Origin of the sequence: Methylobacterium sp. C1 (assembly GCF_001854385.1) — a bacterium.
GTDB lineage: Bacteria > Pseudomonadota > Alphaproteobacteria > Rhizobiales > Beijerinckiaceae > Methylobacterium > Methylobacterium radiotolerans.
Genome location: NZ_CP017640.1, coordinates 5,743,296 through 5,755,637 on the forward strand (window position 1 = coordinate 5,743,296; position 12,342 = coordinate 5,755,637).

Genomic DNA, 12,342 nt, shown 5'->3' on the forward strand with positions numbered 1-12,342 from the left:
AGGCGTGCCTCTGAGCTTCACGCTCGATCCGAATGGCCAGGGCGGCCGTACCTCGGGCGCCGGGCGAAGTCTTACGGTTCCAAGGGGGCCGCCGCAGCTTTCGCGGATGCGTCTCGCTTCCGGACCTTCTTTCCCCTACGCGACGCCTTCTGGGCCGGCTCTGCATGCCCGACGTCCGAGACGCGTTCGGCCAGGGCGAATTCATGCAGGTGTCGCGCCTGCTCCTCCCGGATAGCATCGGCGTCGGTCAGAGCGTAGAACGCCGCTCGCACCACCTCTTTCTTCGTGACCTCAGGGTGCCGCTCGCGCACGGCGGCAACGAGGTCCTTCCGGCTCATGCCGGGAACGGCGACGTCACAGAGCGTAGCGGCTAGCGTCTCGACCTTGGGCATCGGGGTTCCCATCCGGAGGTTCGTTCGCGGATGGCAATAACGGAACCGTGAAGGCGATGCACGCCAGGGTCGAGGCGTGGTCACCAAACGGTCGCCGCAGCTCTCCAGACGCGTCGCCATGAAGCCCGGCTCGATGACCCTCGACCTCTTGGCGACGCTCGACATCGTCGATGACGACGTCCGCGCCGTGGTCGATGCATATCTAGCCGACCCTCGGCCTCGCATGGTCGCTTTCGGGGATGGTTACCGGATCGACCCCGCCGCCGCGGTCGAGGCCCATCCGTTCGCGAACCAGTTGCTTCGGCAGCCCTGGGCCACGGACGAGTTGCGCCGGGCGGCCGTGCGCGCTGCCATCCTGCTCGCGCGCCCAGAGCAGGCGGTGTGAGGCAGTCCGTCGGGAGCGGCAGACGCCGGTGCCGGACTTGTCTCTCCATGAAGAGCCGCCGCAACGTCAATTCACCAGCCTGCCGACGCGCTTGCCGGTCTGGCACGGTCGAACCCGGCAAGCGCCCGGAGGCTCAGCCGGCCATGATCGTCCGGGCGATCTCGTTGTGCCGCTCGTCGACCGCCTTGGCCTCATCAAGAGACCTCTGCATCGCGTCCGCAACTCCGCTCAAGCCGAGCTACGCGGCATAGGCGCGGATCGTGCCGAAGGCCGCGATCCAGTAGTGCAGCGCGAGCTGGCCGTTGGCGACGATGCCGTGGTCACGCGAGACGTCGTCGGGCGCCTGCTGCCGGATCTGGCGGCTGACCTCGTAGAGTCCTTCCAGCACCGGGTTCTTCTGCTCGCCGCTGCCGCCGGCCTCTTGCAGGGCTTGATCGATGCGCTGCGTCCATTGCTGCGAGGTCTGGTTGCCCTGCTCCAGTGCGGCCTTGAGGTCGGAATGGCGAGCGTTGTTGCGGATCTCGCCGGAGGCGGCAGCGGCGACCTTGCCGCCGTTCTTCATGGCGGCGAGCCCTTGAGCCACGAGCGTCTTGAGAGCGTCGTCGTTCATCGTCGTTCATCGTCGTTCTCCGGGACGGGGACGTTGGAACGGCGGGTTGCGACTGCCGACACCGAGGGGAACACCTGAGAATTCGATCCTCACCTTGCGTGCGACAATTAACGACTGCGGCGTGGAATAGCCGATTTAATATTATAGAGAAATGTTTAAGCGCTTAGTTTGGAGAATTTTCGACCCAATATTAAGCTTCTAAATAAGGTCTAGCATTCGTCAGTGCAGACTTGCGTGTTGCCCAATAGGTCGCGGAGCTTGCAAGCTCGACACGGCGTTTCCCTCGCACTGTTCGGCGCGAACACAGGTGGTAATCGACTTGACGCATGAAATCGCTACTGCAGATCGGCTTCGAAGCGAGTCGCGACCAAAAACCGAGACAGTTCTTTGATGTCGCTGCAAGAATTGACAATATGAGAGGGTTCCGGTCGGCGCCGACCGGAACCCCGCCTTAGATCGGGGATCGTTTTTCTCCGAGGATGCCGGTGTCCCCGTGAGAGGCTCCACCTCGAAGCCGATCTTCAGCTAAAGTTCTTTTTCCACTTCGCGGATCAATTGAGACCTCAGCCATAGACTGCCTGGATCGGATTTCGAACGTGGATGCCAGATCAAGTAGTAGATGAACTCCGGCGACGCGAAAGGCAGGGAGAATACGATCACGTCATCGCGGTTCTTCCCTTTGAAGACACGGGATGGCAGGGTGAGGATCAAGCGTGCGTCATCGAGCAAGGCCGTGTTGCTCCCGAAACTCGCCGTCTCGAGGGCCACCCGCCGCACGCGGCCCATGTCGTTCAGCGTCTGGTCTATGACGCTGGGCATGCTGGCGGCGTAGTTCACCCGCCAATGCGGGAAGCTCAGGTAGTCCTCGAGACCGACCGTCCCCGAACGCGCTTGCGCCGCGAGCGGATGATGCGAACCGACGGCCCCGACATGCGGCTCGCGGAAGAGCTCGGTGACGACGAATGGATCGGCCGGCGGGGTTGTCCCCCAGAAAACCGCCTCGAACTCGCCTTTCGCCAAATGCTCGAAGACGGACGCGTCCACGGCCTCGAAGGCGAAGCTGGCATGCGGGGCCGCGGCATGTAGCGCGGACGCGATCGGTGGCAGGAGCGTGGCTGACACGTACTCGCTCGCGCCGATGCGGAACCGGCGTCTCGTGGTGCTCGGATCGAACGTCCGGGGTGCCAGGACGGACTCCACGGCGTCGAGCACGCCGCGCACGGGCTCGACGAGTTCCATCGCCCGCCGCGTGAGCCCCAAGCCGCCTTTCTCGCGGACGAAGAGCGGATCGTCGAAGAGCTGGCGCAGCCGATTGAGCGCGTGGCTGACCGCGGGTTGGCTGAGTGCGAGGCGGTCGGCCGCCACCGTCACCGATTGGCACTCGGCGACGTGGTGGAACACCACCAGCAGGTTCAGGTCCACTCGACTCAAATTCATTGCATGCATGTCCACATTACATCAATTCATTTGAAGAATGTTATGTCGGGCTCCACATGCCGGTCGAGGAGTTGGACCATGACTCTCAGGCCCTTGATTGGACTGCTCGGCGTGCTCGTGGCGGCGCTCAATGCCGAGTTCAACGAACTCGTCATGTCGACGGCTCTCACGGACGTGCGCGGCGCGCTGGGGATCAGTCACGATCCGGGGCTGTGGATCGAGAGCGTGTATGCGTCCGGTCTCGCGTTCGGCATGGCCCTCGCGCCCTGGCTCGCCGTGACGTTCACGCTGCGCCGATTCACGCTGTTCACGGTCTGGTTCACCTGCGCCGTGACGCTCGCCATCCCGTTCGTCCCGGACCTGCCGATGATGCTGGGTCTGCGCGCGCTCCAGGGCCTGGGCGGCGGGTTCACCATACCCTTGCTGATGACGACCGCCCTGCGCGTCCTCGCCCCGCCCATCCGCCTCTACGGACTGGCCGCCTACGCCCTCACCGCAACGTTCTCGCCGAACGTCAGCAGCTCGATCGCGGCCTTCTGGACCGACCTCGTCGATTGGCGGTTCGTGTTCCTCGAAGCGTTGCCGCTCGGTGCGGTCGCGAGCGTACTGGTCTCGTACGGCTTGCCGCAGGACCCGCCCCGCCTCGAGCGGCTGCGGCAGTTCGACTGGCGCGGGGCCCTGCTCCTGGCCGTCGGCGCGGGCTCGCTGACGACCCTGATGTACCACGGCGACCATCAAGATTGGTTCAATTCCGACGAGGTCCGCATCTTGGCGATGCTGTGCGTGATCGCGTTTCCGCTTCTCGCCGTCAACGAGTGGTACCACCCCCTGCCGCTGCTCAAGCTGCAGATGCTCAAGCGGCGGAACTTCGCCTACGGCGTCGTCGGCTTGTTCCTCTTCCTGGTCGTCAGTCTATCGGCCAGCCTGGTGCCGCAGACCTATCTCGCGAGCATCCAAGGCTACCGTGCGCTGCAGGGGCATTGGATCACCCTCCTCATCGCCCTCGGCCAGTTCCTGATGCTGCCCGCCGTGGCCGTCCTGCTGGACCGGGAATGGGCCGACGCCCGCGCCGTGACGCTGTGCGGCCTGACGCTGATCGTGACGGCCTGCCTCGGTTCCGCGCTCGTCGACGCCTCCTGGAATCGGGAGCAGTTCTACGTCTGGCAATCGCTGCAGATGATCGGCCAGCCGATGGTCGTCCTGCCGCTGTTGATGATCGCCACCAACGCGGTCCAGGGACCCGCGGAAGGTCCGTTCGCCTCGGCCCTGATCAACACCACCCGAAGCCTCGCAGCGCCGGTGGGAACCTGCATTCTCGAACTGATCGACCGATTCCGGGGCGGGCTCCATTCCGAGCGTCTGGTCGACCAACTCGGGCAGATGCGCTTCCGGCCCGAGCTCGCCCACGGCTTCCTGCCCGGAAACGCCGTCCCGATCTCGCCGGACGGAACGGGGGCCGGGGCGGTCCGCATCGCGCAAGCGGTCAAGACGCAAGCCGACGTGCTGACGGCCGCCGACACGTTCCTCATCCTCTCCTCCTTCGGTCTCCTCCTCGCGCTGCTCGTCCTGCTGCTCCCGGTTCGCACATACCCGCCGCGCATCCTCTTCGCGAAGCATTGAGGCGCCCATGTCCACCACCGCGACCCTGCCGTCCCCGCCGACGGCCTCAAACGAGGCGGCCACGCAACCCACGACCCCTGAGCCGGCCCGCAAGCGGGCCCTGCACCGGCGGATCTGGCCCTGGATCCTCGCGACCCTCGTCGTCGCGGGATTCGGCGGAGGCGTCGCCTGGCACATACTGGCGCCCCACCCGGACGTCCGGACCGACAACGCCTACGTGCGCGTGCATTACGCCGCCATCGCGCCACGCGTCCCCGGTCAGGTCGCCGAGGTGCGCGTCCGCAACAACGACGTCGTGAAGGTCGGCCAAGTGCTGGTCGAATTGGACGATCGCGATTATCGCGCTGCGGTCACCTCCGCCGAAGCGAACCTCGCCCGCGACCGCGCGATGGTGGAGAACGCGGAGGCGTCCCTCGCCCGGCAGGGGGCGCTCATCGAACAGGCGAAGGCGCAGGTCGCGACGGCGGAGGCGCAGCTATCGTTCTCGCAAGCCGACGCCAAGCGTTACGAGTATCTCGCCACGACCGGATCCGGCACCATCAAGACCCAACAGCAGGCCGACAGCGCCTTGAAGCAAAGCAAGGCTGGGCTCGACGGCGCGAAGGCCGCTCTCTTGGCCGCGCAGGAGCAGTTGAAGGTCCTGCAGGCGCAGAAGATGTCCGCGACGGCCAATGTCCGGGGCAGCGAGGCACAGCTCGAGCAGGCGCGCCTCAACCTCTCCTACACGAAGATCGTGGCACCCGTGAACGGAATGGTCGCTCAACGGGGCGTCCAAGTGGGGAACTACGTGAACTCCGGCATGGGCCTGATGGCCGTGGTTCCGCTGTCGGAGGTCTACGTCGAGGCGAACTACCGCGAGGTCGAGCTGAGGCACGTGCAGCCTGGGCAGCACGCGCGGATCCACGTGGACGCCTATGACATCGACTTGGAAGGCACGGTCGTCGGCGTCCCTGCCGCCACGGGCGCCACGTTCGCGACGATCCAGCCGGACAACGCGACCGGCAACTTCACGAAGATCGTCCAACGGCTGCCCGTGGAGATCGTGATAGATCCCGACCAACCCCTGGCGAGCCTGTTGCGTGTCGGACTGTCGGTGGAAACGACGATCGAGACGAAGCTCGCCGATGTCGTCGGCCAGCATCGGGAGGCGGCGCAGGCCAAGACGGCCAGCCTGACACCGCAACCCTAGATCCCGTTCCGAATCCCGGCGCGGGGACAGCGCACACCCATGGCGACCCGATCCGGGCGATCGGTGTCGCCGTGTTCCAGCCTAGGGCCTCCTGCAAGTCACCAGACCAGCTCGACAGGATATCGTGGCCGACAACTAATATCTGATATAATCGAGCGGTAATTCTTGGGCCTTTCCTCGGCGGGAACATCTTGAGATATACGCCGTTACAATCCTGGCTCATGCGGCGAGCGTGTCGGCCGTCGGTGTCGCGCGGCGAATGACCTCCGATCGACGATGCCTCCTCAGCAGGGATGATTGCGTGGATCAAGAAATCGACCGAGCGGGCGCCTTGACGCGCAACGGGTCGGCGACCGTCCCCGCTCTGGACGGTATCGGCACAGAGTCCAAGATGTTCTGCAGTATACCGAGGACCTCGAATGCCAATCTGATCAAATGAGCCAGTTTTTCTCTCGATATCGTGGATGTATTTTGCTCTTCGGAGCAAATTCCTTCGAAATTCAGAAGAAACTGATCGCGAAATGAACTCGTAGGTCCGGCCGGTAAGGAGCCGGATCGAAGCCATGATCCAATCCCGGATCAAACGTATGAGGAATAATGCGATGTCGGCGAAGCGACACCTTTTCGAGGATGGATTGCACCTGCTCCTCGGGGCGCACCGGCAAGGCGCGGCGCAGGCAAGGCGCAACGACGAGTGCGCCACGCTGCCCAAGCTGAAGCAGATGTTGCAGACGGGCGCGAGGCAAAACCTCGTTCAGCTGGAGCGGCTGGAGCAGGTCCTCGCGCTGGTCGGCGCCGAATCCCGGCCGCGAAACGATGACGCCATGCAGGGCATCTGTGACCTCAACCAATCGCAGATGTCGGAACACACGGGCGCCGAGGAGCGTGATCTCGTCATCATCGAGTACGGCCAGGTGGCGGCGCATTTCTACATCGCCAGATACGGCGCGCTGCGCAGCACCGCGCGAGCGCTCGGACACGCCAAGGCGGCCAAACTCCTCGAGCGTACGCTGTCCGAGACGCGTTCGATCGACCGCGCGTTCACGCGGCTCTACGATCACCTACTGGCACGCCGCGCCTCGACCCAATATCCGGGGGAGAGTGCTCTCGTCACCACCGCGGCCATGCATCCTGCCCTGACGGCCGGATTGACGCTCGGCGGCGTCGTGGCTGCGATCGCGCTCATCGACGCCGGACAATCGAAAGCCCGTTGATTGTTGTGGCGCTGGATGGCGTGGCCGAGCGCCCGGGCGGTGGCCCTGCTGGCGGGCACGGGACAGGTCCAACCCTGACCTGTCCGACCCGACGGATGCATCGGGCGCGGGGGCCAACCAGGTCCGAAACCGCTCGGCAGAGGCGCGGCAAGTGCAACTCGGCCTCGCTTTGCGGGCGCATTCGAGCGACGCGGCTTCATATGGTCTCCGCGGCTTACAGGCGTGCCGATCCGAGCGGATGCCCCGAAGGCTCAGCCCGCCTGCCTCGGCAGCCGCCATACCCGTCGGCCTCGGTGCGGTCCGGTCGCAGGCCGGGACGGGACCGACCAACTCGCCGGAAGGGTCTCGGAATGGCAGGCGACGCTCAACTCACGTCGCGCACGCGGCAAGGCACGCCGCGGAAAGCCGGCCGAGCCGTCGTGACACCCGCCCGGTCCCAGGTCCCCGCGGCCCGTGGCGCGCGGGGTCGGGTCGTCAGCGATGCGTACCACCGGTGTCATGGCCCCATCGAGCGGTGCCGCCGTGGTCCGTCGTGGCCCTGTACGCCATCGCGCTCGGTCGGCCCAGGCCGATGGCCTTGGCGAGCGCCGAGCGCTGCTCGGCGTAGCCGGGGGCGACCATGGGATAATCCATCGGGAGCCCGAAGCGCTCCCGGTAGCTGCGCGGGTCGAGTCCATTGGCGCTCAGGTGGCGCTTGAGCGTCTTGTAGGTTCTGCCGTCGATGAAGCTCACGATGCCGCTGGGTTGGACGGACTTGCGGATCTGGGTCGCGCTAGCCTTCCTGACCCCGGCAGCCGACGTATCCACGGCGGGCTCGCCGCCGGCGGCCAGGTTGGCGACCGCCCTGTGCACGCCCTGGATGAGACCTGCAATCTCCGAAGCCGGAACAGGGTTGTGGGAGACATAGGCGGCAACGATCTTGCTGGCCAACACGGTGAAATTCGAATCGTATTTTTCAGACACTTCGTGCGTTCCTGATATGCGCCCTCGGGCGCGATTTGCGCTGAAGAACTGCGAATCACAAGTTCTGACCGTAAAAATCCTTTATATATGCAAACGAATGTTATGGATATTTAAGATTATATTCATGGATGGCTCAAGTCATCGATTGATATCTATGATGTCATGCGCCTTGTATGGCGTGTGGCGATGAATCATCGGTGAGCGAGGAAGGCGACACGGCCGCCGGGCCCGGACCATTGCATTCGGCAGTCCCGGGGATCCGCGGCGGCGGCGGGCCTGGCGGCCGCCCAATCCCGGGCACCGACCGCCTTGATCGCCGGCAGGAACTCGGGCGCGTTCGAGGGAAACCGTGGCTTCCCATGTCCGCGGCAGGCCCGTGGCGATCTAGGTGCCGCCGGGGTTGCACCGCCATGTATCGCGTGGCCGCGATGGGTCATCGCGTGCGCGATCCTCCGCCCACGATGTCGTCCATCACCAACTGGTTCAGCGCGCAGATGAACGAGGACAGCCGGTAGCCGTCGTGGCGCGACAGAGCGTTGTCGAACGCGCGGACGTTCCAGAACGGGTCGTTGCCCAGCGTGATCGGGGCTATGCCAGTCAAAGGCAGCCCATGCTGAAACCGCACCGCGGGTGCGTCCTGGCCCTCGCCCCCGGATTCCGGCGGACCCAAATCCTGGCTGTCCCACCCGAGCCCCTGCTGCGCCGCGCGCCGCTGTCGGGCCCGCCTCAGCCAACCGGTCGTCCGCGGGCATGTAATGTCGGCGTCCGCCAAGGTCCCGTAGGCGTGATGGCGCTCGCTACCGCTGGCGGTCAGGCCCAGCATCTCGTGCGTCGTGCCGAAGGGAGCGCCGGAGGGCTGCGCGTCCGCGAGCACCCCGGCGGCCGGCCGCGGCGGATCGAGGTTGCCGATCGTATGCGACTCCTCCGGCAGGCTGACCTGGAACGGGAATGTCGCGGCGACGAGCGACAGGCCACGCAAGGGTGCCGTCAGGATCGCGTCGACGGGATCGGGCTCCCGTGGGGCCGCGCAGCTCATGCCGCGCGGTGACCTGCGCTCGAAGCGCGCTGCGGCTCGTTCGAGAAAGCCCGCGGCGGGCCTGAAGTCGAACTTGAAGGCCGGGAACAGGTCGTGGGTCGCCCAGTCGTAGTCCACGCCGGCATCAAACATCGCATCAGTGCCGGCGAGCCGCTGCCGGATGCGCGCCCGCGCCTCCTTGAATCCGTCTTCGACGTCCAGGTTGACCCAGGCGCAGTCGCCCGGCCGCAGCCCGCCCGCCGGGAAGGCGAGCGCCGCGGTCACCGAGACCATCACCGGGCGCTGGCCGATCGGGAACAGGCCGCCGTCGCGCGCCACCTCCTCGGGCGTGGCGCCCAAGTCGGCTGCGGTCGCGACGCGTTCCCAGACCGCGCGCTGGACCGCCGTCCACTTGCTCGCCTCGGCGGCCGGGTTGATGAGAACCACGAGATCGCCCAGCACCGGCGGCAACGCCTCGCCGAAGCGATGGCGCCTCACCGCCTTCAGCAGGTCGTCCCGCAAGCCGGCGGCGAGCATGTTGCCGCCGAGGCTGTGGCCGGCCACCACGAGCCTGTTGCGCCGATCGGTCCCGTCAGGCGCCGGCCGTCTCAGCGTCTTCTCGACGGTGCGCAACGCGGAGATCGCGGCCGGGGCGACCGCCTCGCTCACGGGCTTGCGGTCGAACAGCGTCGCCGCCGCGGAGAGGTCGCCGAAGAAGCCACCGAGCGACGTCCCGAACCTGTCGCGCAGGCCGCGCTCGTCGACGCGGGCGCCGCGCCAGCCGACGTAGATCGCCGTGACCTCGGCTTCGCATGCGTTCGGGTCGCTCCGGCAACGGTCGCGCAGGAAGCGGGCCGCGTGCGCGGCGTAGAAGCGCAGGTCCGCGACGTTGGCATCGCCGATTCGGGCATCGTGGCGCCAGCCATGGACGAAGGCGATGACGTAGTGACGGCCCGTGGCGAGGTGTTGGACCAGGGCATCCAGCTGCGTGATGACCGGCTTGAGCCGCGTCGCCTGCGCGCCGCTGTCGTGCAGCCCACTCTCCATCGCGTGACGGAGCATGGCGCTGTCGATGGCGACGTCGTTGCCGCCGGAGCGCGACACGAGGGCGTAGGGTTCGCCGTCCTCCTTGAATTCCAGGAAGCCGAGCGTGTACTCCAGCGGTCGTTCGCCGCGCATCGACGGAACGACGTGCCGCTGGAGGGCGCACCGCAGCCGCGTCCGCCAGAGCGGATCGGCGCGTAGCGCGTTCTCGTCGTTGGTGGGATCGCGCCAGCCGTCGCCATCGAGCATGGACGACTGCGGGACGCCGCGGCCGACCTCGCTGAGGACGGCCCAACCGGTCTTGAGACCCTCGCGGCATTCCGGGACGGCGGGATCGAGGTCACGGTAGGCGCGGTCCTGAGGCGTCGAGAGCACGCCGTAGTTCAGGAACAGGATACCGAAGGCGAGGAACGCGACGGCTGCTATCCCGGCCCCGACCACGCGCACGAGACGTCTCGCCGCTCGCCACATCCCGCGCGGGATCGACTTGGCATAACCGACTGGCGTAGGGGCGCCGAGGCCACGCTCCAGGCCGGCGCTCATCGGCGGCTGCGCCCGAGCAGGTGATGCTCAAGGATCCCGAGCGCAGCGCCGCTGCCGCGTCGGCCGAGGCCGAGGCGCAAGCGGTCCACGGGGACCGTCGCCAGCGACGACCGCCACAAGTCGGAAGGCAACACCAGCAGGCGAGCCTCGGAGGCGACCACCCGCGCGAATGCGGTCGCGCCTTCCGCCCCGTGGAAACGCGGGAAGGCGAAGGCGAGATTCCTCGGCTCGTCCGGCTCGAACAGTTCCGGAAGGCGGTCGAGAAGCGTACGCAGCCGGCGGTGGTTGCGTCGCCCGATCGCGCGGGCGCGCTCGGTCAGGCGCGGCTCGGCCCGCAGCGCGACCTGCGCCAGGATCTCGCTCGGCCGGGCGAGGCAACTCGACAGCAGGCTCTTGGCCGCGAGGACGCGGTCGAGCGCCCTACGGTCGCGGCAGGCGGCCCAGCCGACGCGCAGGCCGGGGAGCCCGAAGCCCTTCGACAGACCGTTGATGGAGATGCCGCGCTCGTACAGGTCGACGACCGGCGGAACGGCGCGCTCGGGCTCGACCTCCGTCTGGCGGTAAACCTCGTCGTTGACGAGCCACAGCCCGTGCCGACGGCAGAGGGCGACGAGGCCCTCCAGCGTCGCCCGGTCCAATGTCGCGCCGGTCGGGCTGTTGGGGAAGTTCATCAGCACCAGCCGCGTATTCGGCCGAATGGCCGCCGCGAGGCGCTCGAGGTCGAGACCCCAGGCCCGGCCGGGATCGAGGGGGATGCCGTCGGCGGCGCAGAGACAGGTGACGGCCAGCTCCGAAGGTTGATAGATCGGCACCACAACCAGCGCATGGTCGTCCGGACCGAGCAGCGCGCGCAGAACGCAAGCGACCGCTTCCTGCGCCCCCGCACTGATCAGAACGTCGTCCGCCTCGAGCCGGTGGTAGCGGGCGGAGACGGTGGCGCGCAGCCAGGAGGCGCCGCGCGGGTCGGCGTAGCCGAGGTCGGCCCTGCGCCAGCGCAGCCGATCCTCCGGGCCGGCAAGGCGCAGCAAGGCGGCGAGCGGAAGCGGCTCCGAGTCCGAGGCGGCGAGGTCGGGATGCGCGCAGGCCGACCAACGTTCCAGATACGCCGCCAACGCGAACGACCCGGCGGGCGCGATCCCGCGATCCTGCCGCGTCTCGGGGGCGGCGACCTCCGTCGGGTTGCCGGTCCGCGGACCCGGTGCAGCGTCATCCTGGAGGGTCATGGCCGGCCTCACGCTCCGCGCACCGGCCCGGCCGCCACGCGCAGGTACGTCGCGCCGATCCGCGTCGCTGCCCGCAGCGTCCCGCCGAGCGAGCCCGCGACCTTCGAGGATCCGCCCAGCCGGCACCGGTAGGGCATCGGCACCTCGCGGATGCGCAAGCCGGCTCGCGCGGCCTGCATCTGCATCTCGATGTTCCAGCCGTAGGTCAGCTCGCGCAGGTCGAGGGCCCGCAGCGTGGCGCGGTCGATGGCGCGGAAGGCGCACATGTCGGTGTAGCGGACGCCGTAGCGCAGGCCGATGCCAAAGCCGGCGAGGCGGCCGGCGAGCACCTGGTGCCAGAGCATCGATCCGGGCTCGCGCCTGCCCAGCGTGCGCGAGGCGAGGACGAGGTCATGGCTGCCGGCGAGCACGGGCCCGGCGATCCGGTCGATCAGGTCACCGCGGTCCGCGCCGTCGCCGTCGAGGTAGACGATCACGCGCGAGGCCGGGGCGGCCGCGGCCGCCCCGAGCGCGCAGGCCCGGCCGTAGCCGCGTCCGGCCTTGATCACCCGGGCGCCCGCGGCCCGGGCGCTGTCCTGAGTCCCGTCGGTCGAGCCGCTGTCGGCGACGATGATGTCGGCCGCGTAGGCCGGCGGGATCTCGCGGATCACCGCGCCGATCGCCTCGGCCTCGTTCAGGGTCGGAATGACGATGCTGACCGGATGCAT

General features: G+C 67.4%; 11 protein-coding genes. 4 read left to right on the plus strand and 7 right to left on the minus strand.

What is annotated here, in order from left to right:
- Positions 1 to 71 precede the first annotated feature (71 nt).
- Entirely contained in the window at positions 72 to 392 is a 321-nt protein-coding gene (locus tag BKE41_RS26415) for a hypothetical protein (protein ID WP_071000771.1), read from the minus strand.
- 133 nt (positions 393 to 525) lie between these two features.
- On the opposite strand from BKE41_RS26415, the gene BKE41_RS26420 reads away from it, so the two are divergent.
- The gene (locus BKE41_RS26420) at positions 526 to 777 is read left to right on the plus strand and encodes a hypothetical protein (RefSeq protein ID WP_245295844.1); all 252 of its coding nucleotides are present in this window, start codon (positions 526 to 528) and stop codon (positions 775 to 777) included.
- 238 nt (positions 778 to 1,015) lie between these two features.
- On the opposite strand, the gene BKE41_RS26425 is transcribed toward BKE41_RS26420, so the two are convergent.
- Both BKE41_RS26425 and BKE41_RS26430 read right to left on the minus strand, forming a co-directional pair.
- Positions 1,016 to 1,387 (minus strand): DUF892 family protein, encoded by a 372-nt coding sequence (locus tag BKE41_RS26425; RefSeq protein WP_083374439.1) that lies wholly within the window; start codon positions 1,385 to 1,387, stop codon positions 1,016 to 1,018.
- 525 nt (positions 1,388 to 1,912) lie between these two features.
- Positions 1,913 to 2,809 (minus strand): LysR family transcriptional regulator, encoded by an 897-nt coding sequence (locus BKE41_RS26430; RefSeq protein ID WP_159392790.1) that lies wholly within the window; start codon positions 2,807 to 2,809, stop codon positions 1,913 to 1,915.
- Positions 2,810 to 2,902: 93 nt separating this feature from the next.
- Between BKE41_RS26430 and BKE41_RS26435 the strand changes: the two genes are divergently transcribed.
- The 3 genes from BKE41_RS26435 to BKE41_RS26445 all read left to right on the plus strand — a co-directional run bounded on the left by BKE41_RS26435 (position 2,903) and on the right by BKE41_RS26445 (position 6,847).
- Positions 2,903 to 4,444 (plus strand): MFS transporter, encoded by a 1,542-nt coding sequence (locus BKE41_RS26435; RefSeq protein WP_071000346.1) that lies wholly within the window; start codon positions 2,903 to 2,905, stop codon positions 4,442 to 4,444.
- Between the two features lie 7 nt (positions 4,445 to 4,451).
- Positions 4,452 to 5,633 (plus strand): HlyD family secretion protein, encoded by a 1,182-nt coding sequence (locus tag BKE41_RS26440; protein WP_083374441.1) that lies wholly within the window; start codon positions 4,452 to 4,454, stop codon positions 5,631 to 5,633.
- 563 nt (positions 5,634 to 6,196) lie between these two features.
- Positions 6,197 to 6,847 (plus strand): DUF892 family protein, encoded by a 651-nt coding sequence (locus BKE41_RS26445; RefSeq protein WP_083374442.1) that lies wholly within the window; start codon positions 6,197 to 6,199, stop codon positions 6,845 to 6,847.
- A gap of 474 nt (positions 6,848 to 7,321) precedes the next feature.
- Here the strand turns inward: BKE41_RS26445 and BKE41_RS26450 are convergent, their stop codons facing one another.
- The 4 genes from BKE41_RS26450 to BKE41_RS26465 form a co-directional block, all read right to left on the minus strand.
- Positions 7,322 to 7,810, minus strand: a complete 489-nt coding sequence (locus BKE41_RS26450) for a MucR family transcriptional regulator (RefSeq protein WP_071000348.1) — start codon at positions 7,808 to 7,810, stop codon at positions 7,322 to 7,324.
- A gap of 433 nt (positions 7,811 to 8,243) precedes the next feature.
- Positions 8,244 to 10,412 (minus strand): hypothetical protein, encoded by a 2,169-nt coding sequence (locus BKE41_RS32310; protein WP_245295845.1) that lies wholly within the window; start codon positions 10,410 to 10,412, stop codon positions 8,244 to 8,246.
- Positions 10,409 to 11,635, minus strand: coding sequence for a pyridoxal phosphate-dependent aminotransferase (locus BKE41_RS26460; protein ID WP_083374443.1), 1,227 nt, complete (start codon positions 11,633 to 11,635; stop codon positions 10,409 to 10,411). The genes BKE41_RS32310 and BKE41_RS26460 overlap by 4 nt, the downstream gene beginning before the upstream one ends.
- 8 nt (positions 11,636 to 11,643) lie before the next feature.
- Positions 11,644 to 12,342 carry a glycosyltransferase family 2 protein gene (locus BKE41_RS26465; protein WP_071000350.1) on the minus strand — a complete coding sequence of 233 codons (699 nt, stop codon included), beginning with the start codon at positions 12,340 to 12,342 and terminating at the stop codon, positions 11,644 to 11,646.